This window comes from Candidatus Dadabacteria bacterium (assembly GCA_026705445.1).
Lineage (GTDB): Bacteria > Desulfobacterota_D > UBA1144 > Nemesobacterales > Nemesobacteraceae > Nemesobacter.
Window position 1 is genome coordinate 33,841 of sequence record JAPPAR010000001.1, and the last position, 21,038, is coordinate 54,878.

25 protein-coding genes are annotated in these 21,038 nt (G+C 52.0%); 14 read left to right on the top strand and 11 right to left on the bottom strand.

Annotated features, from left to right (window positions below; genetic code table 11):
- The first annotated feature begins 100 nt into the window (after positions 1-100).
- The 3 genes from queC (at position 101) to OXG75_00160 (ending at position 2,419) form a co-directional block, all read left to right on the top strand.
- Positions 101-775, top strand: coding sequence for a 7-cyano-7-deazaguanine synthase QueC (gene queC / locus OXG75_00150; GenBank protein ID MCY3624404.1), 675 nt, complete (start codon positions 101-103; stop codon positions 773-775).
- A 5-nt stretch (positions 776-780) separates the two neighbouring features.
- Positions 781-1,422 (top strand): radical SAM protein, encoded by a 642-nt coding sequence (locus OXG75_00155; protein MCY3624405.1) that lies wholly within the window; start codon positions 781-783, stop codon positions 1,420-1,422.
- A gap of 127 nt (positions 1,423-1,549) precedes the next feature.
- A complete protein-coding gene (locus tag OXG75_00160; protein ID MCY3624406.1) occupies positions 1,550-2,419 on the top strand; it encodes a class I SAM-dependent methyltransferase in 870 nt (289 codons plus the stop codon).
- A gap of 18 nt (positions 2,420-2,437) precedes the next feature.
- On the opposite strand, the gene OXG75_00165 is transcribed toward OXG75_00160, so the two are convergent.
- Positions 2,438-2,758: a DUF971 domain-containing protein gene (locus OXG75_00165; protein MCY3624407.1), complete on the bottom strand. Its 321-nt coding sequence runs from the start codon at positions 2,756-2,758 to the stop codon at positions 2,438-2,440.
- 179 nt (positions 2,759-2,937) lie between these two features.
- Here OXG75_00165 and OXG75_00170 point away from each other — a divergent pair, with 179 nt between their 5' ends.
- The 5 genes from OXG75_00170 (at position 2,938) to xseA (ending at position 7,192) form a co-directional block, all read left to right on the top strand.
- Positions 2,938-3,702, top strand: coding sequence for a hypothetical protein (locus OXG75_00170; protein ID MCY3624408.1), 765 nt, complete (start codon positions 2,938-2,940; stop codon positions 3,700-3,702).
- A gap of 37 nt (positions 3,703-3,739) precedes the next feature.
- Positions 3,740-5,233 carry an FAD-dependent thymidylate synthase gene (locus OXG75_00175; protein ID MCY3624409.1) on the top strand — a complete coding sequence of 498 codons (1,494 nt, stop codon included), beginning with the start codon at positions 3,740-3,742 and terminating at the stop codon, positions 5,231-5,233.
- Between the two features lie 21 nt (positions 5,234-5,254).
- The gene (locus OXG75_00180; protein MCY3624410.1) at positions 5,255-5,473 is read left to right on the top strand and encodes a hypothetical protein; all 219 of its coding nucleotides are present in this window, start codon (positions 5,255-5,257) and stop codon (positions 5,471-5,473) included.
- Positions 5,466-5,963 (top strand): pentapeptide repeat-containing protein, encoded by a 498-nt coding sequence (locus OXG75_00185; GenBank protein MCY3624411.1) that lies wholly within the window; start codon positions 5,466-5,468, stop codon positions 5,961-5,963. The genes OXG75_00180 and OXG75_00185 overlap by 8 nt, the downstream gene beginning before the upstream one ends.
- Positions 5,964-6,040: 77 nt before the next feature.
- Positions 6,041-7,192: an exodeoxyribonuclease VII large subunit gene (xseA, locus tag OXG75_00190; GenBank protein MCY3624412.1), complete on the top strand. Its 1,152-nt coding sequence runs from the start codon at positions 6,041-6,043 to the stop codon at positions 7,190-7,192.
- Between the two features lie 3 nt (positions 7,193-7,195).
- On the opposite strand, the gene OXG75_00195 is transcribed toward xseA, so the two are convergent.
- Positions 7,196-8,191 (bottom strand): AMP-binding protein, encoded by a 996-nt coding sequence (locus OXG75_00195; GenBank protein ID MCY3624413.1) that lies wholly within the window; start codon positions 8,189-8,191, stop codon positions 7,196-7,198.
- Between the two features lie 87 nt (positions 8,192-8,278).
- On the opposite strand from OXG75_00195, the gene OXG75_00200 reads away from it, so the two are divergent.
- Entirely contained in the window at positions 8,279-9,625 is a 1,347-nt protein-coding gene (locus OXG75_00200; protein ID MCY3624414.1) for a CCA tRNA nucleotidyltransferase, read from the top strand.
- Between the two features lie 95 nt (positions 9,626-9,720).
- Here the strand turns inward: OXG75_00200 and OXG75_00205 are convergent, their stop codons facing one another.
- The 8 genes from OXG75_00205 to OXG75_00240 form a co-directional block, all read right to left on the bottom strand.
- Positions 9,721-10,941 carry a type II toxin-antitoxin system HipA family toxin gene (locus OXG75_00205; protein ID MCY3624415.1) on the bottom strand — a complete coding sequence of 407 codons (1,221 nt, stop codon included), beginning with the start codon at positions 10,939-10,941 and terminating at the stop codon, positions 9,721-9,723.
- Entirely contained in the window at positions 10,941-11,279 is a 339-nt protein-coding gene (locus OXG75_00210) for a hypothetical protein (GenBank protein MCY3624416.1), read from the bottom strand. The genes OXG75_00205 and OXG75_00210 overlap by 1 nt, the downstream gene beginning before the upstream one ends.
- A gap of 291 nt (positions 11,280-11,570) precedes the next feature.
- Positions 11,571-11,897 carry an ATP synthase F0 subunit C gene (locus OXG75_00215; protein MCY3624417.1) on the bottom strand — a complete coding sequence of 109 codons (327 nt, stop codon included), beginning with the start codon at positions 11,895-11,897 and terminating at the stop codon, positions 11,571-11,573.
- A gap of 21 nt (positions 11,898-11,918) precedes the next feature.
- A complete protein-coding gene (gene atpB, locus OXG75_00220) occupies positions 11,919-12,608 on the bottom strand; it encodes a F0F1 ATP synthase subunit A (GenBank protein ID MCY3624418.1) in 690 nt (229 codons plus the stop codon).
- Positions 12,609-12,610: 2 nt separating this feature from the next.
- Positions 12,611-12,952, bottom strand: coding sequence for a hypothetical protein (locus OXG75_00225; GenBank protein ID MCY3624419.1), 342 nt, complete (start codon positions 12,950-12,952; stop codon positions 12,611-12,613).
- A gap of 215 nt (positions 12,953-13,167) precedes the next feature.
- Positions 13,168-14,460: a glutamate-1-semialdehyde 2,1-aminomutase gene (gene hemL / locus OXG75_00230; GenBank protein ID MCY3624420.1), complete on the bottom strand. Its 1,293-nt coding sequence runs from the start codon at positions 14,458-14,460 to the stop codon at positions 13,168-13,170.
- A gap of 34 nt (positions 14,461-14,494) precedes the next feature.
- Positions 14,495-15,310: a tetratricopeptide repeat protein gene (locus OXG75_00235; GenBank protein ID MCY3624421.1), complete on the bottom strand. Its 816-nt coding sequence runs from the start codon at positions 15,308-15,310 to the stop codon at positions 14,495-14,497.
- Positions 15,310-16,077 carry an OmpA family protein gene (locus OXG75_00240; protein MCY3624422.1) on the bottom strand — a complete coding sequence of 256 codons (768 nt, stop codon included), beginning with the start codon at positions 16,075-16,077 and terminating at the stop codon, positions 15,310-15,312. The genes OXG75_00235 and OXG75_00240 overlap by 1 nt, the downstream gene beginning before the upstream one ends.
- Positions 16,078-16,219: 142 nt before the next feature.
- Between OXG75_00240 and OXG75_00245 the strand changes: the two genes are divergently transcribed.
- Complete coding sequence (locus OXG75_00245) at positions 16,220-16,795, top strand: flavin reductase family protein (GenBank protein MCY3624423.1); 576 nt, start codon at positions 16,220-16,222, stop codon at positions 16,793-16,795.
- A gap of 20 nt (positions 16,796-16,815) precedes the next feature.
- Here the strand turns inward: OXG75_00245 and OXG75_00250 are convergent, their stop codons facing one another.
- Positions 16,816-17,184, bottom strand: a complete 369-nt coding sequence (locus OXG75_00250) for an FxsA family protein (protein MCY3624424.1) — start codon at positions 17,182-17,184, stop codon at positions 16,816-16,818.
- 106 nt (positions 17,185-17,290) lie between these two features.
- On the opposite strand from OXG75_00250, the gene OXG75_00255 reads away from it, so the two are divergent.
- The 4 genes from OXG75_00255 (at position 17,291) to OXG75_00270 (ending at position 21,008) form a co-directional block, all read left to right on the top strand.
- On the top strand, positions 17,291-18,031 hold the full coding sequence (locus OXG75_00255; protein ID MCY3624425.1) for a hypothetical protein: 741 nt from the start codon (positions 17,291-17,293) through the stop codon (positions 18,029-18,031).
- Entirely contained in the window at positions 18,028-18,894 is an 867-nt protein-coding gene (ispE, locus tag OXG75_00260) for a 4-(cytidine 5'-diphospho)-2-C-methyl-D-erythritol kinase (protein ID MCY3624426.1), read from the top strand. Before OXG75_00255 ends, ispE begins: the two co-directional genes overlap by 4 nt.
- 186 nt (positions 18,895-19,080) lie before the next feature.
- Positions 19,081-19,542, top strand: coding sequence for a scavenger receptor cysteine-rich domain-containing protein (locus tag OXG75_00265; protein ID MCY3624427.1), 462 nt, complete (start codon positions 19,081-19,083; stop codon positions 19,540-19,542).
- A 167-nt stretch (positions 19,543-19,709) separates the two neighbouring features.
- On the top strand, positions 19,710-21,008 hold the full coding sequence (locus tag OXG75_00270) for a scavenger receptor cysteine-rich domain-containing protein (GenBank protein MCY3624428.1): 1,299 nt from the start codon (positions 19,710-19,712) through the stop codon (positions 21,006-21,008).
- Positions 21,009-21,038: the final 30 nt, after the last annotated feature.

Below are 21,038 nucleotides of genomic sequence, written 5' to 3' on the forward strand. Positions count from 1 at the left end.
TGCTGAAACCATTTAATTTACCGTTTTCTCTACCCGTTGTTCGGAACGGGTCCGGTCGGAGAAATTGTTATTTGTTTTTTTCGACTTTAATATTAAGGGAATGTCTGGAAAAGCGGTTGTCATGGTCTCTGGAGGCGTGGACAGTTCTACTCTCTGCTATAAGGCGGTTCGGGAAGGGTACGAAGTCTTTCCTCTTACCTTTATCTACGGACAGAAACACGAAAGAGAGGTCCGTTCCTCAGAAAATGTATGCCGGCATCTGGGGCTTTCTCCCAACATAATTGACCTTTCTTCCGTAAGGACTCTTTTCGGCGCCTCTGCGCTTACCGACCGGGACGTCGAGATTCCCAGGGTTTCCGCGACGGCGCGCAATTACGAGACCCTATCGGCAACAGTCGTTCCGAACCGAAACGCCATCTTTCTCTCCCTTTCGGTTGCCTATTCACAGGGTATCGGCTGCGACACTGTGTTCTACGGCGCGCATCATTCCGACAGGGGTGTGTATCCCGACTGCCGAGCGGAGTTCGTTTCGGCTTTCGAGAAAGCGGAGAGACTCGCGACTGACAACGAACGCCTCACCATAATTGCCCCGTTTATAGATATGGACAAGTCGGGGATAGTCAGACTCGGTGCGCGTCTCGGGGTTCCTTTCGAAGATACGTGGTCGTGCTACGTGGGTTCCCGTATGCACTGCGGCACCTGCAGTTCGTGCAGGGAGAGAAAAAGGGCCTTTATCGAAGCGGATGTGGATGATCCGACGGAATATGAGGCGTAACTGCGATGAAGGTAAGTGAAATTTTCTTTTCAATACAGGGTGAAGGAATCCATATTGGGCTGCCGACGGTCTTTCTCAGGCTTTTTGCCTGTGATCTCAGATGCAGTTGGTGCGACACCATGTACGCCGTGGAGGGGAATGACTTCCGGGAGATGGAAACAAGCGAGGTCCTGAGCAAGGTTCTTGAATACGGATGCTCCCGCGTCTGCATAACTGGCGGGGAGCCGCTTATTCAGCGGGATGCCGTGGAGGAGGTAACGGAATTTCTGCTCGAGAGGGATTTTGTGGTAGTGCTTGAAACAAGCGGACACAAGAAACCTCCTGGGATTTTCTCCCATCCCAATTCGGTCGTGAGCATGGACTGCAAGTGTCCCGGTTCGGGCATGGACTCCAGGATGGATTTCTCCCTCTACGACGCCTTGGGGGAGAAGGACCAGCTTAAGTTCGTAATAGCCGATAATGCTGACTACGAGTACGCGAGGAGTATTGTAGCCGAGCATCATATCAGCGCTTCAATCATATTCCAGCCCGTTTACGGTACAAAAGCGGACTGGATAGCCGAGAGAGTCCTGCGCGACGGCATGGAGAACGTAAGAGTGCTTCCGCAGCTTCACAAAATATTCTGGGGAGAAAAAAGGGGAGTCTGACCTCTTCCGTCGTTTTAAAACTTTCCCGGTCGGGTTTTTATTTTTTTTAATTTTCTTGTTGTTATTATGTTAGAATTCAGGGTATAAAGAGTAAGTCGTGCGGACGGGTCAAGAGCCGAGGAGAGAGATGATGGAAGAGCATATAGAAGATTACAATTACGAGCCTTTTGCCGATACCAAGGAGTACAGGAAGGTAAACGGCGATATGACCAGAAGCTGGATTCAGATAATGGTTGAAAGAGGGGTGGAGAGTCTCGACAGGTTCCTTGACATCGCTACAGGCGCGGGCACCATGGCACAGCTTTTTTTCGAAATGCTTCCCGCAAATCTGAAAGAGTCGGCGGTGTTCTGCCTTGATCAGTCGGCAGGTGCTCTTAAACTTACCAAGCGCAGGCTTGAGAAAGAGATTGACAAGCTGACTCTTATCAATTCCTCAATACAGGAACTTGATCTGCCTCCGAAAAGTCTTGATGTGGCCATATGGGGCAACGGCATACATTATCTCGACGAAGAGGAACAACTTAAGAGCCTCAAAGCGATCAAGAAAGCGCTTAAGCCCGGGGGCTGGTTTTTTTTCAATACCTCTTTTTACGAAGGGGCAAGACCCGAGGAAACCATACCTTTCTACAGAACCCAGGTGAGAAACGCCGTCCAGTTCCTGAGAAAACAAGGAGTGAAAAGAGTAGAGATCGAGGGGAAAGCCGAAGCCGCGAAGTTTCACCCCCGCTCCTACTATGAAGAACTCGTGGGCAAGGTGGGATTTGACCTTGTTGACGCTCAGGAATTCGCCGCCGATCTTACGAAAGAAGCATGGGAGTACATAAGTTCTTTCCAGCAATATGCCGCCGGCGCCCTTCACGGCTATCCGGATGAGGCCGTTTCCGATGCTATGAAAAACGCCGTTGAGCCGGCAATTCTTCTCCACGGGGAAGTGAATGAGGACGGGGACCACTTTGTTACCAGGAAGTGGCTTTCCATAAGCGCACGACGGGCGTGATTTTCCGCCGGGGGAACCTTATTCGCCCGAAACGCTGTTTTTCCTTAAAAAATCGAAGGTATAGAATCCGGTTTCACACCAGTTCTCGCCTATGAACCTTATGGCGTAATTCCCTACGTACTCTATCCTCTCCGGCATCATGCTGCTTTTTCCGAGGGGTATCCGTTTTTTAAACGGAAGTTTTCCGGTTCTGCTCTTTTTCCTGAGCCTCCTGCAGGTGGCGCAGGGACAGATCTCTCTGAGCTCGTCGTAAAAGAATATGCTTTCTTCACCGTTGTCCCAGACGATCTGAAGAGCTTTTTCGGTAAATTCGTTTATTTCCTTAGGTTTTGTACCCACGACACGATATTTTACCCGCCCGCAGAACTGCAATCGATTTAATTGTGTTGTGGAGAGGTTTTTCCGCCGGGTTTTGACGGGATGAGAAGAGCTTTTAGCATCCTGAATTCGCCCGGTATCGAGCGGGTTGCGATCAATTTGCGGACAGTTAACGCAAGCGGTTATAATCAAAACTTGAAATGAGCGAGCAGGAACAGGATGCGCTCTCGGCAACGGTCAAGTGGATCCGGGAAGCCTCTCAGGTAGTTTTTCTAACGGGAGTTGAACTTTCTCTTGAAGTCGGACTGCCTGACGTTTCGGATCTGAGCTTCAATCCTGACATAGGGAAATTCAAGAATCGCCCGGAGGTAAGGAGAGAGTACTGGGAAAAGATAAAGGATTTTTATCCCAGAATCTCGGAAGCCAGGCCCTCTCCCGCCCACGAAGCCATTTACGAGATGGAGTTTCTCTGCAACGTTGACTGCGTTCTTACCCAAGCGGCCGACGGCCTGCACAACAAAACCGGCAGCGAAAAAATAATAGAGATATACTCGACGATAAACTGGATCCACTGCCATGAATGCGGAAACGATTACCGCACTGATGGAATACTGCTTGGCCTTGAGGACAGCAAGACCGGCATTCCGAAATGCAAGGAATGCCGGAGCGATCAGATGAAACCTCCGCTGTCCTTCCCGGGACAGCCGCTTCCTCACTGGGAGATAAGGGAGTCCTGGATGAGGCTTCAGCACTGCGATCTTTTCATAGTCGTCGGGGCGAATCTGGAGATCGAGCCCGTGGCTTCTTTTCCCTTCCAGGTCATGAACAAGGGGAACAAGGTGGTTATTATCGGCGAGAGGGAAACCCCGGCCGACGACTACGTAAGTGCCGTCATATACGGAAGCCCGAGCCGAGTCATGCCTTACATAGTTGATAAACTCAAGGAAACCCATACGGTCTCCTGAACCCCGGGAGCCATAGGAGGGGAGCGGGAGAGCAGTCTTGTCCACCGAGATAAAAATAGATGATGAAGACATCGCCCGGGAGATGGAACGTTACGTTTCGAATCTCGACAGGGATATCTACACCATAAGCAACATTCCCGAGGAAGTCGTTGCCGTCATCTTCGCCTACGTAAGCAGAAGCCCCAAAAGTTTCAGGGAAAACATAGACACCGTGATAAGGGAGCAGGAGATGGGGAGGGACAGGGCGGAGAAGTTCCACGAGAAGTGGGTTCTTAACTACGGTCACGCTTCTGTTGCCGAGCACGCGACCGTGCACATAGGCGTTGAGAGGGTTTCAAGACTTTTCTCTTCCCTGCTTGAATGCGCAAACGAATTCCTCTCGTTTACCGAATACTCGCAGAGATACCAGAGACCCCGCAAAGGCGATAACTATATCCCCCAAGAGCTTGACTCGCGCCCAGCCCTTAAAAAAGAGTTCGAGGAGCTTTGCGATTTTCAGTACGAGGTTTACTCGAGACTCAACACCGAGCTCTTTGATTTTCTGAAAAAAAAGTTTCCCGTTCCCGAAGACAAGGAGGAAAGAGCCCATTTCAGGGCGCTTGAGAAAATAGCGTTTGAGGACGCAAGGTACGCCCTTAATCTCTCAACGCTTACGAATCTCGGCATGACGGCAAACGCAAGAGCCATGGAGCAGACCATCTCCGCTCTTCTTTCAAGCCGCTACCTTGAGGCAAGAAATAGGGCCGAAGAGATAAAAAGCGAGGTCAGGTTCTCGGTTCCGACGCTTGTTAAGTACGCCAATGAGAACCCCTACATGGTCAGAACGCGAGAGGCACTCGAGGAGTTCTCGCGTAGTCTCGGCGACGCTGGAAAAAGCGCACCCGGTAACGGATCCTCGGTTACTCTTTTTGACTACACGGGGCGGGGAAAGGAAAATCCCCAGGCCGAGGCTTTAAGGGAGATCGCAAGAGGGCTTCTTTTCGAATTCTCGGGGCTTTCAGTCGGAGATATAGAAAGGCACCTTTCCGAAAGCACCCCGGAGCTCAGGAAGATTTTTCTGATGGCCGTCCAGGAACTCGGAAAGCACGACAACCCAGTGGGCATATTCAAATCTATTAACTACAACGCTGAGTTCGTCCTGAGCGAGGCAGCGTGGCATCAGCTGCTCAGGCACAGGAAAGTCAGCTGGACCATAAAGGAGCCTTCCGTGGGGGAAGGCGTGACGGTTCCACCGCATGTTACGGAATCGGGGACGGAGGAGCTTCTGCTCGAAGCCGTCGGGCGAAGCGAGCGGTTCTACGGGGAACTCGTTGACGCCGGTTTTCGCGACGTGGCAAGCTACGTTGTCACAAACGCCCACAACAGGAGAGTCTGCGGCAGCTTCGACCTCTGGGAGCTGTACCACCTGACGAACCTGCGGATGTCGGAGGGGGCGCAATGGGACATAAAGAACGTCATTGAGCAGCTTGCCCAGGAAACTGACAAAGTGCACCCGGTCTTTGTTCGTTCCGCTTTGAAAAGGGTTAGCTAAGAAAGAAAAAGGGGTAGTCTGATGTCGCTTCAGCCTGTAAGAAGATGTGAAGAGTGCGGTTACGAGACCACGGCGAAAACGGATATATGCCTTTCCTGCGGAGAGAGGATGCGACGCAGGGTGAAAGGTGGGATCAGGGGACTTATTCGAAGCCTGGTACTTATAGCGGTTGCGATTTACATACTTTTGTCCGCGTTTAAGGTTTTCGGATTATCACTGGCGGTGAGATGCTGTGGCTGATTCTGAGCACGTCTCGAAGGTACAAGAGGGTACGGCCGCGTGGAACCGGTGGCGGGTGGAGGAGCCCGATGTTATCCCGGATCTTGGCTGGGCGAATCTTAACGGGATTAACCTTGACGGTGCCGTGTTTGCGAAGTCAGCTCTCAAGCTTGCTTTCTGCAAGGGGTGCAGCTTGGTAGGCGTGGATTTTTCCGAGGCGAACATGCGCGGAGTGAACCTTGAGGGTTGCGATCTTCGGGGCGCGGTATTCAGGGGCGCCAACCTTGAAGGGGCCCACATGCTGGGCGCTGACCTTACGGGTGCCGATTTCGCCGGAGCTAACCTCAAGCTTGCGAATTTCGACGGGGCGATTCTCAGGGATGCCAATCTTACCGGCGTGAGGAAATTGCGTGCATCCCAGTTGTTTCATCTCAAGGACCTTGGGAATCTCAAGGTTTCAGACGAAATCCTTGAAAAGGTGAAAACTCAGTCTCCGCATCTGTTTGAGTGACTTTTCCCTCATCTTTTAACTGTTTTCCGTTTCGTGTCTTGCCAACGTCTGCCCGACCGATTAATTTACGTTTAAGAATGGACAGGAAAATCTACAGCGTATCGGAACTCAATTCCTCGATAAAGGATGCGATTGAACTTGAGTTCGGCGGGGAGACGGTATGGGTCGCAGGGGAGATTTCCGGTTTCAAGGGGCATTACGCAAGTGGCCACTGGTATTTCTCCCTGAAGGACAAGCAGAGCCAGATCTCCGCAGTCTGCTTCAGAGGTAGTAACCAGCAGATAAAGTTTGTACCGGAGAACGGGATGGACGTCATCTGCGCCGCGCGCGTTGGAGTTTATGAGAAAGACGGCAAGTACCAGTTGTACGTAAGCGCGATGGAGCCGAAGGGAGTGGGTGCCGACGCGCTCGCGCTTGAAAAACTCAAGCAGAAGCTTTTCGAAGAAGGACTTTTTGACGACTCGAAAAAACGCCCCCTTCCTTTTCTCTCCCGCAGAATAGGGGTAGTTACCTCTCCTTCGGGAGCTGCCGTGAGGGACTTTCTCAAAGTCGTATACAGGAGGTTTCCTAATGTTGAGGTTGTTATTTCCCCCGCAAGCGTTCAGGGAGATAGCGCCCCGGCCGAGATAACAAGAGCTCTTGATAGGCTCTACGGCATGGATGACCTCGATCTTATAGTTGTAACTAGGGGAGGGGGATCGAAAGAGGATCTCAGGGCCTTTAACGACGAGGGGATTGCGAGAAAAATTGCTTCTTCCCCCTTTCCAGTGATCTCTGCCGTGGGTCACGAGGTGGACATGACTATAGCTGACCTGGTATCCGATGTGAGAGCAGCTACCCCTTCAGTAGCCGCGGAATTTGCCGTAAGGGAAAAAGGAGAAATCCTCGAAAACCTGGCACAACTTCGCCTTAGGTTAAGCCGTTCCCTCACGAACCGTGTCGATATGTTCTCCATGCAGCTTGACAGGCTCGCAGCTGGTTTCAGGCATCATATGACCTCGCGGATCGAGAACCTTGAACGACGCATCGAAAATTACTCCGGGAAACTTACCTCCCTGAACCCTTTCAGCGTTCTTGAGAGGGGGTACGCCATAGTCTCAAAAGAAGAAAGCGGAGAGATAGTGCAGGATTCCCGGACGCTTGAACTCAAGGAAAAACTGGTTTTAAGGCTGAGCAAGGGCAGGGCGTTTTGCAGCGTTGAGGGAACGGAGAACGAACCGCAGGTCTGATCTTCAGGGAACGACCGAAAGACTGTTAAGCTTGACGACGGATATGTTCTGCGCAAGCAGCAGGTCCCTTGTTCTCTCTGGCGGCAGGGCATCTGTAAGCAGAAGCCTTATTCTTCCTCCGAGATCGCTTCTGAGATTTCCTCCCGAACCGTTTTCGCCCTGGAGACTGTTAACGACATTTTCGATCTCGGCACCCGGAAGAAGAAGCATAACCGGCATTATCTCGGGAACATCGAGGAAAAAGTCTTCGGTGCCTTCCGCAATGGCTCCCCTGGCTGAGGTCTGCAGGTTAAGCAAGTTGGCGAATTTGGAAAAAGAACCGTAGCCGGGAAGGTAGGAGAATGTCTGATCTTCGACTGAGATTTCTCCCAATTCCTGTTCTGAGAGGCGCAGGAGATCGAGTATGTCTCCATGGGAAAAGGTTTTACTCTCGGCCGCCGCTGCCCCCGCGTCAAATATTACGGCTGGGGAGTCTTCTTTTACCGAGCTTCCAATCGCGCTTATTTCGTCCTTGAGCTTTTTCCTGCCGAGAAAGCCGAATTTTACAACGTTCGAGTAGCTGACTGTCTTTCCCTCCACGGGAATCTTTTCGTTTGCGCTTAGAAAAACCTTTTCTATTTTTTCTCCGAGCGCCGAGGTCTCGACGAGTTCTCGCGCCTCAGCCGCGCTTGCGCAAAGAAAAAAGCAGTTTCCGGATGAGTTCACAAGGATTTCCCTTGCTTCCTTCATGTTCCTCGCGGGAAGACAGATTCCTCCCAGCGCGAATACCGCCAGTTCGAAAAAAAGACACGCCAGTGTATTGGGCGAGAGAACAACGATTCTGCTCCCCGTTGAGAAGCCCGAATTCAGAAGAAAGCAGGCTATGCTTTCAACCTCGGTGACAAGATCGGGCCAGGTGATCTGTTTCCAGCTCCATCCGTCTTTTTTCTGAAACAGCAATCTTGAGCCGTTTTCCTTTGTCCTTCGTACGAGAAAATTGCGGAAGTTCCTTTCGTTCATTCTTGTCCGGACCGCCTTTGCGGATTGTGATTCGGGTAGAATTAAAAACTATAATTTAACCGTTTTGCAGGCCATGGTGGCGAATTTATGAAAAGGGAACTTGATTTCGAGAAGAAAAATTTCGCGGGGGCGCTTGAAATCGTAAAGACTCTCGGGGAGAGAGGATACGAGGCTTTCTTCGTGGGCGGCTGCGTGCGCGACGCCCTGCTCGGCGTTGAGTGCGACGAGATTGATATAGCGACAAGCGCGACTCCGGAGCAGGTGCAGCAGGCGTTTTCAAAGACCGTGGCGGTGGGGAAGAGCTTCGGCGTGGTGCTGGTGATAAAAGGAGACATGAAGTTCGAGGTTGCCACCTTCAGGAAGGAATCGAGTTACGGTGACGGAAGGCACCCGGAACACGTCGATTACACGAAAAGTGCGCAAGAAGACGTCCGCAGAAGGGATTTTACGATAAACGGGATGCTCTACGATCCAGTTTCTGGGGAGCTCTACGATTACGTGGGTGGTATCGGGGACCTTGAGCGGAGGCTTGTCAGGACCATAGGAGATCCCGAGGAAAGGTTCGGTGAGGACAGGCTTAGAATGATTAGAGCGGTGCGGTTCGCTTCATGTCTTGATTTTGAGCTTGACGGAGAAGCCCTTTCCGCTATACGCGACAAGGCCGCCGCGATATCCGTTGTGAGCGGGGAGAGAATACGTGAAGAACTCGTCAAGATACTCACCCGCCGGAATCCGGGGAACGGACTCAGGCTTCTTAGCTCCAGCGGTCTTCTTGAACATTTTCTCCCGGAAGTCGAATGTATGCACGGAGTTCGCCAGCCCCCTCAGTTCCATCCCGAGGGAGACGTGTTTGAGCATACCTGCCTTATAATGGACATGCTCTACGGCAACACCGACGGTCTCTACTCGGAGGAGCTTGCCGTCGCCGCGCTTCTCCATGACGTTGGCAAGCCGCCTACTTACAGCGAGTCTGACAGGATAAGGTTCAACGGACACGACAGGGTAGGGGCCAGGATGTCTGAAGGCATCTGCAGGAGGCTAAGATTCTCCAAAAAGCAGATAAAGAGAATTTCCGAGCTTATCCTTGAGCATCTTAAGTTCAAGGATGTTTTCAACATGAGAGAAAGCACTCTTAAAAGGTTTCTTTCCCTTCCGTATTTTGAGGAGCACATGCAGATGCATCTTGCTGACTGCATGGCAAGTCACGGACAAACCGACGCTTACGATTTCATCAGGGAAAAGATGGAAGAGTATGGAAGGGAGGAAATAAAACCCCCGCCGCTTCTCAGCGGACAGGATCTTATAGGTCTCGGATATTCTCCCGGTCCCGTTTTTTCGGAAATACTGGGAAAGGTGGAAGAACTCCAGCTTGAAAACAGGCTTGTCTCGAAAGAGGAAGCTCTAGATTTTGTACTGAAGAATTACCCAAAATAGCCGCGGCTGGCGGTTACGGTTCAAGTTTCGCTTACAATCCGGATAATTTTTCCTGTCTATCCTGCATGAAGCCGCATGATTCGCTTGTTAATGTTTTAACTGCTTCGGATTGCCGTGGCGTAGATATCCATATCCCTGGAGTTCATACCTAACCGACGTGCTGTGCTTTGCCAGCTTTTCAGAGCAGCCGATATTTCATCAATTATTGCCTCGGCCTGTTTTTTTTTCAGACCGAAAAACGGTGCTGCCTCTCGTGCCAGATCGAGATCGGCTTCAGGCCCTTGTTCCGAGATCCAGGTTGTAAGTTCCCGGGCTTTTTCCGCAAGTGGTACGGGATTCAGGTCGTAGGCGGGCGAGAGACGCCATCTGCTGTTGCGGTCGTAAAGGAATCCGTGGTTGCGCAGGTGATCATCGAGGTTGCCAATAAGAACATTGAAAACAACCCTTTTCCAGAGTTCGTTCAGGTCTTGCGTCGGCGAACTCGAATACATGCGTATGATCTCCGCGATGTCGGTGTAAGTTCCTTCGTCTCCGTCGTTCAGCCCTAGAAGGCTCATGGCCGAGAGAAACGGGATACGTTGGTTTCTCACTCGGTCAAAGCGTCGAATCAGTGCCACTGGCCGGCCGACAACATCCAGCAGCCTGGCGTCTGCCACGGTTAGCCCCACTTGGCGTGCCAAAGTCATCGCCAGCACCTCTCCATGCGGTATGCTCCTGTCGTCATCGGGTTTTGGAAACTTGGCGATTGCCAGAGAACCGTCTTTGTCCTCTACCGCGGATTTGGGGCGGGCGCCGCCGAGCGGGGAGCCTTCATTCAAAAGCAATTTAAGATCTTCTGCCGTTTCAGTATTGGTATGCACCGCATCAGCCGCGTTGATAAGTGCCGGCAACTGGATCAGGGGAGGTACACGAAAATTGGCGATATGATGATCAAAAGAGTCTTCTCCCTCGCGTCTGAAGCGCAGCGCGCCGATACGCGTATGATCCGTGACCCCTAGCAGGTAATCGATTTCTGAAAGGGTTCGCCTTTCCCCAGCTTTACCGAGGGCGCGTCTGATAAGTTGCCTGCCCCACCGATCGGGTGCCGCGTCACGGAGCGCTCCCGGCAGCGCAGATTTATCTGAAGAAGTGTAAAACGCTCCTTCCCGGAGCGGCAGGTTCTCAGGATCAATCGCAAAAGCGTTTGTTCCACGGAGCCATTCGTCTGCGTATTCGAACGCCGAACTTTGGCTGTGACGCCTGTTGATATAGCGAAGGCGTCCTACAATGCTGGTGCCGTCGGGCGTATCAATATGGACTTCGATCGTCTCACTCATCAGCGAATCCTTCTGCTTACTCTGCGAACAGGCATGATTTTCTTGGGCAGGTGGTCCTCGTCAAGATCGAGACCCAGAGGGTCATTGATGCGGTCGGCGACTTCAGCCAGACCTCCGGCAAGACCAAGGATAGCCAAAACCGTCGCATAGATGCCCATTGAGACCGTGGGATCACCTTTTTCAACCTTGTAAAGCGTGGAGCGGCTGATGAAGGCACGTTCCGCCATTGAGACCGTCGAAATGCGGCGTTTCTTGCGCGCAACGACTATATCTGCGCCGAGTTTCACTAAAGCTTGTCGCGCTGCCCGGGGAAGTGTTTCTGGTGCTTGCGATTTCATTGTCTTATATTATTACCAATTAATGCTTATTTGTCTATAATATAAGACAATAAATTAAAAAGAGAAGTTATAGTTGTATTGATAGACTTATGATTGGAGTTGGAAAGCTTTTTCGCAAGCTATACTATATCTTGCGGGTGGTCTGCACAGGAGGCACCGCTGGTACAAAAAAGGCAAGACCCGCAAATAACGGGTCCTTTTTGCGTAGCGGGCCGTGAAAAAACAGCAGGTAATAATAAGACGGGGAATAACCTTTTTGCTGTGGTATTCCCCGTCTTTATCTTATGTGCGTCAGATTTTTCCCTGAAGCAGAAACGCTATCAGCAGGGCGTAGATTACCAGAGACTCGATCAGGGCGAGACCGATAATCATGGGCGTCTGGATCTTCGCGGAAGCTCCGGGATTTCTGGCTATGCCGTCAACAGCAGAAGCCGTGGCGAGTCCCTGACCTACTCCCGCAACGCCTGCGGCTATACCTATGCCTACTCCGGCGCCGATTCCAAGCCCCATCTTCGCCAGTTCTCCTAAGCCCCCCTCAGTCGCGGCGAACGCGTCGGGAACGAAAGCACCGAACGAAGCCAGTGCCGCAAGACCTATAAAAGAAAACAACCTTTTCATTTCTTACCTCCTGAATTTATGTCAGTGTTCATGCGCTTCGGCAAGCGCGATATATATGGTCGAAAGTATAGTGAATATAAAAGCCTGCAAAAAAGATACGAAAATACCTAGTCCCACGAAAGCCATGGGAATCAGTATATGCGTGAGGTTGGTAAACACTCCGAGCACCATGTGGTCGCCTGTTATGTTCATGAAAAGCCTGAGGGATAGTGACAGAGGCCTTACCAGATGGCTTATAACCTCGATGATCAGCATAAGTGGCGCGAGGAAAATTACCGGGCCCAGAAAATGCTTGATGTAACCGAGCCCGTGCTCCCTTATTCCGTAGTAGTTGTACATGACGAATATGAGAAGCGAGCACGCTACGGTGGTGTTCAGATTTCCGGTCGGCGGAAGAAAACCCGGGATCATTCCCAGCAGGTTCGCAAACAGTATGAAGAAAAACGACCCGGCTAGAAGCGGGAAGTACTTCTTCGCCTTTTCACGGGATCCGAAAACGTTTTCGATCGTGTTGAAAAGAAACTCAAGCCCCACGAGTTCGAAGAAAATGTTCATCGACGGCTTCTCTTCGGGGATTACGGACTCTTCCCTAGAATAATGCTTTGTTACCCTCAGGCCGACAAACAGTATGAACAGGAGTACCAGCACTCCGCCCAGAATATGGTCGTATTCTATGAGACCGGCGAGGGAAAACCAGCTGAAATGTTCCATGTCTAACCCTTCAAACCTTTACCTATTATTACTATCACCACGGAAGTTAAGCCTATCATTAAACCATAAATATTCAGTTTTGCAAATACGAGTAAAACCGTTATTATCGCAAGCAGCGCGAGCATTTTCATGACTAGTATGAACATGGAAAACGCAAGTGAATATCTTTTTTCCGCAAGCGCCTTTACGACGAATCTTATGGCTACGTAATCGAGCAGAAAAAGGACCCCCGCAACCGCTATGGCCACCGCCATTTCCCTTTCTCCGATGGCGATATTCACGACGAAAAGAAGCGCCGTTACGGCCAGGGACAGTTTCTCAACGCCGAAATCAAGGTTTTTCATCGTTTCCGTCTTTTCTTTCCTGCCTCAGTTTGAGTGTCCGTAAAAGCAGGGTCAGTCCCGCTATCACTCCGCACACAAGACCTAGCAGGGTAAAGAAAGGGAAAGCGGTGTCAAGTTTTCCGTCGATGTAGTCGCCGAGGAAGAGCCCCGCTATGACGGAAAAAGCGAACTCAATTCCGATTACAACGAAAAAAAGCCAGTTAGGATTTCTGATTTCACTCTCCCTGGGGAATCTCCCGAAGTGACGAGTAGACTGCCTGAAGGGTCTGGTCTACCTGCTTTTTCGTGTGCGCGGTCGAAAGGAATACGCTTTCGAACTGAGAGGGCGGGAACATGACTCCGTTTTCAAGAAGATTTCTGAAGAATCTCGCGTATTTCGCGGTATCGCATCCGAGTGCTCCGGCGTAGTCCGTTACTCTCTGGTCGGTGAAAAACACGGTGAACATGGAGCCGACAGAGTTTACGGTGGCGTCAATGCCAAGCTCTGCTATTATTTCCCTTATTCCAGATACCAGGGAGGCGGTCAGGCTCTCAAGGCGCCTGTAGGTTCTTGGGTTAAGTTCTTTTACTGTCGCAATTCCCGCCGCCATGGCGAGCGGATTTCCCGAGAGGGTGCCCGCATGGTACATGGGACCTTCAGGGGAAACCATTTGCATTATTTCTGCGCTGGCCCCGTACGCTCCTACCGGAAGCCCTCCTCCTATTATTTTCCCGAGACAGGTTATGTCCGGGACTACGCCGAACAGTTCCTGTGCGCCTCCTCTTGCGAGACGAAACCCCGTTATGACCTCGTCGAAGATGAGAACCGCTCCGTGTTTTTTGCATGTAGAGCGCAATTTCCTGAGGAAGCTTTTCTCGGGAGTTACCACTCCCATGTTTCCCGCCACGGGTTCGATTATCACTCCGGCAATCTTTTTGGGGTACTTCTCGAAAAGCCTTTTGACGGAATCTATGTTGTTATACCGAGCAAGCAGCGTTCTGTTCACAAACGATTTCGGGACCCCGGCACTGCTCGGATTCCCGAAAGTCGTGGCTCCCGAACCGGATTTCACGAGCAGAAAATCCGAGTGTCCGTGGTAGCATCCCTCGAACTTGATTATGTATTCCCTTCCGGTGACCGCTCTTGCAAGCCTTATGGCGCTCATGGTGGCCTCGGTTCCGGAATTGGTAAGGCGAACTTTCTCAATCGAGGGGAAGTGTCTTGTTATCAGCGTGGCAAGATCTGTTTCCAGTTCGCAAGGGGCACCGAAGCTCGTTCCTAGGGGAAGCCTTTCCCCGACGGCCTTTACCACCGAGGGATGCGAGTGTCCCAGGATCAGCGGACCCCATGAGGCCACGTAGTCGATGAACCTGTTCCCGTCGGCGTCATATACGTAGGAACCTTCGGCCCTTGATACAAAGAGCGGCGAACCTCCCACGGCCGCAAAAGATCTCACGGGACTGTTTACCCCGCCCACAAGCACGTTTCTTGCCCTGCGAAAAAGCTTCTCTGAGTTGATGGTTTTCATAAAAACGGTTCGGTGTCGACCACGGCCGGAGCTTTTATTCTCCCGGCGTAGACAAGGTCTTAAGGTGTTCTTTCGCCGTTGCGGCTTCGGGTGAGTCCGGGTATGCCTCGATCAGGGATTCGAAAAAGAGACTCGCCTCGTTCGGTTTCCCTATTTTCAAGAGTGCGATTCCCTGATTGAGTTGGCAAAGCGGGATTTTGGGGCTGGCGGGCCAGGTTTCGATTATGTTCTGGTATTCGAGGATGGCCTCCTCGTAGAATTTTTCCTTGAAGTAGGAATCCGCGATGAGGAACATCGCATCTGCAGCCTCATCGCTTCTGGGGGCGGCGGCAAGGTACTCTCGAAGCAACGCCCTTGCGGCCTCATAGTTACCGTCGGCAAACTTTTTTAGGCCCAGTTCGTAGTTCTCCTTGGGGTCTTTTTCCGCGGGGGATAGCTCAGTTGCGGGTTCCACGCCCGGACTTTCAGAAGCTTGCTCAGAAGGCGCGGCGGAAGGTGACTGCGGTTGCGGAACCGGGGCCTGAGATTTGGCCTCTGCCTCTGCCGACAGCCCGGTTTCTATTTTTTTGAACCGTTCTTCGCTCTGAGCATGCATTTTGCCTATTATCTGCTCGAGTTCCAGAAGCTTGTTTTCGAATTCGAAAATCTTTTCGTTAAGATTAAGGATATTGTCTTCTTTTTTAACTTCTGCCTTCAGCCAGTCGATATCCTTCTGCATCTTCTTGATGTTCGTTTCAGCTTCCCTTTGCCTCGAGTAAAGAAAATCCAGGTCTCCTTCCGATGCTACGCAACCGTACATGAACACGGAAGAAAACAATACTGCGGCGACGGCCAGATATTTTTTTCTCATTAGTTTTCTGGGGAATTATTGTCAGAGAGGGCCATGAAGTGTCCTCGCCTGTTACGGCTGTACGCCTCATCCGATGTTCCCTCTTGCCATATTTCCGTTTCTCCCTTGCTGATGGAGTGCAGCATGTCGGGAGACACACCCTTTCCGATCATGTATTTTTTGATCTCATCTGCTCTTTTCTTTCCAAGGGAGAGGTTGTATTCCTCGGTCCCGCGGATGTCGCAGAAACCGAAGAGGAGAATGAATTTGATTTTGTCTTTGTTTCTTTCGAAGATGCTTATGTTGCCGTCAATTGCCTCCATTGCCTCTTTCGATATCTCCGCGCTGTCGAATTCGAAGAACACGTCCGAGGTGGGAAGGTTTATCAGGTTTTCCTTGGAGAAGGCGTCGCTGAGCAGGGATTTCCGTATTTCTTGGGCCTCTTCGTCAAAGCCCTCCATGAAGGCGCCTTCCCTGGCGGCGCCGATTGCCTGCGTGGCCTTCAGTTCCGCTTGAGAGAGGATCTTCTCGGCTTCCTCAAGCTCCCCTTCGCTTATAAGCTCTTGGGCCATCTCGAAAAGCTTTTGTGCCTCTTCATACTCCCAGGTGTCTTCGGCACCCTCCGCTCGGGCTTCCTCAAGCATCTCCGATACCGCCATGACCCTGTCCTGAGTACCCGTCTCTTCAGCCGAGGGAGGAGTGGTGGGAACTCTCTTCGAGCACCCCGAGATGTGCAGGACACCAACGACCAGAAAAAGAAAAGCGACCGCCGGAATTATTTTTCTCATAGTTAGGATTTCAGTCCGTTTAAAAGGCGTTGCCGCGTTGTAGCGGGTAAACTTAGAAGACAGGGTTACTATAGCACACGGGGGATGTTTTTTCAATTTTCCCGCGGCATTTTCTGCCGGGGATAAAAAAAGGAGTTTTTCAGTGAATGACGGGCCTTCAGTTTGCGGGGTTTTCTGGCATAACTGCCCTGTGGTGATCATAACCAGCAGGCGGGAGGATGAGATAAACGGCCAGGTAGCGACGACGCTTGTCACCTCCTCCATAGTTCACACCGTGCCCAGGCTTCTTATGGGGATATGGAAGAGAAATCACACCCACGGGTTCATAATGGAAAGTAAAAATCTCGTGGTTCATCTTCTCAAAAGGGATCAGATCGCTCTTGTCCGGAACTTCGGCTTTTATTCGGGCAGGGACAAAAAAAAGTTTATCGGCCTAGACCATTTCGAGGGCAGAAACGGCTGTCCCGTCTTAAAGGGAATACATTCCTATGTGGAGTGCTCGGTGCTCAACGCCATGGACGGCGGAGACATGACCGCTTTTCTGGTAAGCGTGGACTACGGGGAGATAATGAGGGGAGGGGAGTGGATGACGCTTGCGGACTTCTACTCTCTGGCTCCCGAGCAGTGGGTGATTGAGTACGGCCAGAAGCTCATGGAGTCGGTGAGTTTCTCCATGCCGATAATACACAAGATAAGCCATGAGCCGTTTCAGCCGTGAGCCGGCGCCGTTTCGGACCTTCAGCGTATTATTATGGTTGCGGAAGCCGAGTTTCTATCCGCGTATTTCTTAAGCCTGCTTCGAAGTTTTTTCTTGAACCAGTCCCTGGTAAAGGGAATAAGAAGGGAGAAGCCAAGAAGATCGGTAAGCAGCCCGGGTGTGAGAAGCACAACCCCTCCCACGAGCACGAGAAGACCGTTTATGAGGCTTTCGGTGGGCGGCCTGCCCTCGGTGACCTCCGCTCTTATCGCGCTTATAACCTGTGTTCCCTGGCTTCTGGCAAGCGCCGCTCCCAGCACCCCCGTCGCTATGACTGTGAATATGGTCGGCCAGAGTCCTATTATGTTCCCGAGCTTTATGAGCAGGGCGAGCTCAATGAGCGGAACCATGGTGAACAGAATTAGGAGTCTTGCGAACATCTGAAGTTGTTTAGAGATAAATCCCGGTTGTCTGTACGGTATAATAATATATCTGGAGGAAAATGCCGAATTGCCGATGGGAAAGCCGCCTTCGCAAAGAAAAGTTTTCATATCTTTTCTGGTTGTTTTGTGTCTGGGAGTGGGGGGATGCCGGCTCTTCAGGTTCCTCGATGTAAAAGGCCAGCTCGGGGATTTCAGCGAGAATTTCAACGTGAGTGACCACGACGGTCTAAGCCTTACCTTCAAAAACCCCGTACTGCTCGCAGGAGACATCGAGTGGCTCATGGTCTACTCGCCGCCCGTAGAAACCCGCATTGCCGCAGACACCGAGCTTTGGACCTATCACTTGGTGAAGAAGTACCCGGGCAGGAAGAGCGAAAGCGGGAATTTCGATCTGGCCATGGGAATGAAGCTTTGTCAGGGAAAGCTCTGCGAGATTATCTTTCCCGAGCGCTTCACCAAGTATATAACCAAGGAAGTTCTCGGGAAGGTGATGGGCTCGGTGGGCGCCGCCGAGGTGAAAAAGCTTGATAAGACAAGCACCGCGGCCGTGAGGTCCCTTGAATCCAAGGAAATCCCTAATTCCTCAGAAGTGATAGAGATTCTCGGCCGCCCGTACGCGAATCTAAACGAGGAAGGCGGCAGGGTTATCGTCTACAAGTACAGGCTTCGGGAGAGGACCCCTGAGGGGAAATACATCGTGTTCAGGCTTATTCTCAGCTTCGATGAAAAAACTGACAAGCTAAAAAAACTGGTGCTTCCGCTCAGAAGCGTGAGGCTTACGATGAATTTCGAGCCGGACGTGGCGCGAAAATGAGTTCTGTCAAGCTTCTTTCCCCCGCCAAGGTGAACCTGTTTCTCAGAGTTCTTGGAAAACGCCCCGACGGCTACCATGAACTTCAGTCCATAGCGCAGCCCGTAAGTCTCTTTGACGAGATAAGCCTTTCGGTGGAGCCGGGCGAGGGGTCAAGTCTTTCGTGCTCGGGAAGAGAAATGCCATCCGGAAACGACAATCTTGCCGTGGCCGCCTGTCATCTTTATCTCGGGGAAGCCGGAGTTCGGAAAAAGGTTTCCATAGGAATAAAAAAGAATATCCCCATCGGCGCCGGCCTCGGCGGAGGAAGCTCAAACGCCGCTGCGGTCCTTGTGGGTCTCAACAGGGTTCTCGGGAAATTCACCGACCGGGACCTGCTCCGGATGGCCGCGTCCCTCGGGGCCGATGTACCGTTCTTTGTAAGATCCACCTCTTCGTTTATCGAGGGAGTGGGGGAGAGGGTGGAAATGCTTTCTGATTTCCCCCTTTTTCACTATGTTATCCTTTTTCCCGGAAAAAGCCTCTCGACCCGGGAAGTCTACGAAAACTGGGAGCGCCCGGAGCCCCCGCCCGAGAAAGTCGACCCCGTTTCTCTTGCAGAGCGGTTCCGCGGAGTGGATTTTCCCCTAGAGAACGGCCTTGAGGCCGCGGTGTTTGCGGTATTCCCCGAGATTCTCTCCCTAAAGGAGATTTTTCGATCGCTTGGGGCGCGCTTCGTGCTTGTCTCGGGAAGCGGGTCATCGGTTTTTTCCGTTTTCCCCCGCCGGCAGGAAGCGGAGGAAATCCACGAGTACCTGGGAACATCTTCTGAGTTTGACGTTTTTCTGGCGAGCGGGATAAGCGGCTGGCATTTTCTTGCGGACTGAACCGGACAAGCCCGCCCGCGGGGATGAGCGGACTGGCCTCTGTTTCCAGTTCTCCGCGAGGCGTTCTGTTTCGCTTGACAGAGACATCGGATTGACGCAAACGCGTTTTCCTATCAGTGGATAAGGACTGATTTTTTCTGGTTTTACGATACGGAGATTCCGGGCGCGACCGCGCCAACCTATACCTTGCAGGAAGCTGATGATGAAAAATGGATCAAGGTCAGAATCAGCTTCACCGATAACGCCGGCAACTCAGAAGTGGTTGAGAGCTTTGAAGTGGGGCCGGTCTATACAAACAAGTCTGACGGAGGCCTTCGGCTAGTTTCTCTCACCGACACCAGCGCCGGCGATGAGGGTTTGCTCCAGATATTTGATGATACGTCCAAGCGATGGAGGGGCGTATGCGATGACAGTTGGGACAGAAAAGACGCCGATGTCGCGTGTCGCCAACTGGGTTACGCAGGAAGCGCGGAGGCGCTTACCGGGATAATATGGTTCGGGTATCCCCCGCTTCTTTTTATGCTTGACGAGGTGAATTGCGGCGGCACTGAAAACACGCTGCTTGAGTGTGAACACGCGGGACGGGGAGTGCACGACTGTACCTCATGGGAGTACGCGGGCGTCAAATGCGCCACCAGCGGCAACTGAATCCCCGCCGTTGGGAAACCGGACAATTCCGTTTGCCAAAAAGCGGTCAGCTTATTTGCTGTCTGCGCGGGCATTGTTTTGCTTGACAGAGACGCCGGGTCGAAACTATTATATAATAACGATATCTCAGAAACAGGTGTATATACGGAGATTCAACGGAGGTTCAAGTGAAACGGTTCGGAACACTGAAAAGCAGCTTTTGGAAAAAACCGGAGGCGGTTGGCGGAAAAAGAGATGCCGGAACCATGAATCTGCAACGCGTATCGATTATGGTTGCCGGGTTCGCGCTGGGGCTTTTGCTCATGGGCGGTCCCACGGATGTAAGAACGCAGGAAACATATGCCGACGGGGATCTGAGGCTCGTGGATACGGATACGGGATCCGTGGTGGATCTCAGTACGGCTACCGCTCCTACGGGCAGGCTTGAAATATTCGATGCCGGGGCCAGGGACGGTGAAGAATGGAAGGGCATATGCGATGACGGACTCGGGACTCTGGGGTCTGGAGACAGTTACCGTGTGATCGGCAGACAGGAGGCCGAAGTCGCCTGTCGCCAGCTGGGTTTCTCCGGAGGTGAGCCTAGAGTAGGTCTTGCGTTGCCGAAAAAAGAAGGAGGAGACTTGGACCCGCAGGAGTACTATCTGCTTGACGAGCTTGAATGCTCGGGTTCTGAGGACAGGATTCTCGGTGAAGACAGGTGCAAGCATTGGCCGCGCGGGCATAACAACTGTTCCTACGGGGAGGCTTTCGGCGTTACCTGCGAGGCAGCAACCGCGAACAATGATGCCGTAGGCCAGATAGCGGTCAGGGGCACCGAGCCCAAGACCGGAGTGCTTCTGACTGCGGACCATTCAAAAATCACTGACGCGGACGGGAAGCCTACGGACGCAAGCGCGTTTTCCTATCAGTGGATAAGGTCTGACATTGTCTGGAATGAAACGGAAATTTCGGGCGCGACAGCCTCCACCTATACCTTGCAGGAAGCTGATGAGGAAAACTGGATCAAGGTCAGAATCAGCTTCACCGATAATGCAGGCAACTCAGAAGTGGTGGAAAGCTTCGAAGTGGGACCGATCTATACGAACAAGCCTGACGGAAGTCTTCGGTTGATACCTTTTTCTACCCTAAATGACGATGGTACGCTATCTCCATCCGGTGAGGGGGAGGGTCTGCTGCAGATATTTAGCGGGGTGGACAAGCGATGGAAGGGTGTATGCGATGATTCCTGGGACAAAACAGACGCCGATGTCGCGTGCCGCCAGCTGGGTTACGCAGGGAGCGATGAGGCGATTGACCAAATGATATGGCTTGGGTATCCCCCGCTTCTTTTCCTGCTTGACGAGGTGGATTGCGCGGGCACTGAAAGCACGCTGCTTGAGTGTGGTCACGCGGGGCGGGGACGGCACGACTGCTCATCCTGGGAGTACGCGGGCGTCAAGTGCACCGTAAGCGGCGGCACCAACTGATCCCCAAAAGTTTCTTTTTTGCCGCGTCTG

Coding starts and splice junctions, on each gene's coding strand:
- OXG75_00235 (MCY3624421.1), bottom strand. CDS start 15,310: ATGAGAAAAAAATATCTGGCCGTCGCCGCAGTATTGTTTTCTTCCGTG.
- OXG75_00200 (MCY3624414.1), top strand. CDS start 8,279: ATGAAAAGGGAACTTGATTTCGAGAAGAAAAATTTCGCGGGGGCGCTT.
- OXG75_00255 (MCY3624425.1), top strand. CDS start 17,291: ATGGGAAAGCCGCCTTCGCAAAGAAAAGTTTTCATATCTTTTCTGGTT.
- OXG75_00195 (MCY3624413.1), bottom strand. CDS start 8,191: ATGAACGAAAGGAACTTCCGCAATTTTCTCGTACGAAGGACAAAGGAA.
- OXG75_00205 (MCY3624415.1), bottom strand. CDS start 10,941: ATGAGTGAGACGATCGAAGTCCATATTGATACGCCCGACGGCACCAGC.
- OXG75_00170 (MCY3624408.1), top strand. CDS start 2,938: ATGAGCGAGCAGGAACAGGATGCGCTCTCGGCAACGGTCAAGTGGATC.
- xseA (MCY3624412.1), top strand. CDS start 6,041: ATGGACAGGAAAATCTACAGCGTATCGGAACTCAATTCCTCGATAAAG.
- queC (MCY3624404.1), top strand. CDS start 101: ATGTCTGGAAAAGCGGTTGTCATGGTCTCTGGAGGCGTGGACAGTTCT.
- hemL (MCY3624420.1), bottom strand. CDS start 14,460: ATGAAAACCATCAACTCAGAGAAGCTTTTTCGCAGGGCAAGAAACGTG.
- ispE (MCY3624426.1), top strand. CDS start 18,028: ATGAGTTCTGTCAAGCTTCTTTCCCCCGCCAAGGTGAACCTGTTTCTC.
- OXG75_00180 (MCY3624410.1), top strand. CDS start 5,255: ATGTCGCTTCAGCCTGTAAGAAGATGTGAAGAGTGCGGTTACGAGACC.
- OXG75_00160 (MCY3624406.1), top strand. CDS start 1,550: ATGATGGAAGAGCATATAGAAGATTACAATTACGAGCCTTTTGCCGAT.
- OXG75_00215 (MCY3624417.1), bottom strand. CDS start 11,897: ATGAAAAGGTTGTTTTCTTTTATAGGTCTTGCGGCACTGGCTTCGTTC.
- OXG75_00240 (MCY3624422.1), bottom strand. CDS start 16,077: ATGAGAAAAATAATTCCGGCGGTCGCTTTTCTTTTTCTGGTCGTTGGT.
- OXG75_00155 (MCY3624405.1), top strand. CDS start 781: ATGAAGGTAAGTGAAATTTTCTTTTCAATACAGGGTGAAGGAATCCAT.
- OXG75_00250 (MCY3624424.1), bottom strand. CDS start 17,184: ATGGTTCCGCTCATTGAGCTCGCCCTGCTCATAAAGCTCGGGAACATA.
- OXG75_00210 (MCY3624416.1), bottom strand. CDS start 11,279: ATGAAATCGCAAGCACCAGAAACACTTCCCCGGGCAGCGCGACAAGCT.
- OXG75_00225 (MCY3624419.1), bottom strand. CDS start 12,952: ATGAAAAACCTTGATTTCGGCGTTGAGAAACTGTCCCTGGCCGTAACG.
- atpB (MCY3624418.1), bottom strand. CDS start 12,608: ATGGAACATTTCAGCTGGTTTTCCCTCGCCGGTCTCATAGAATACGAC.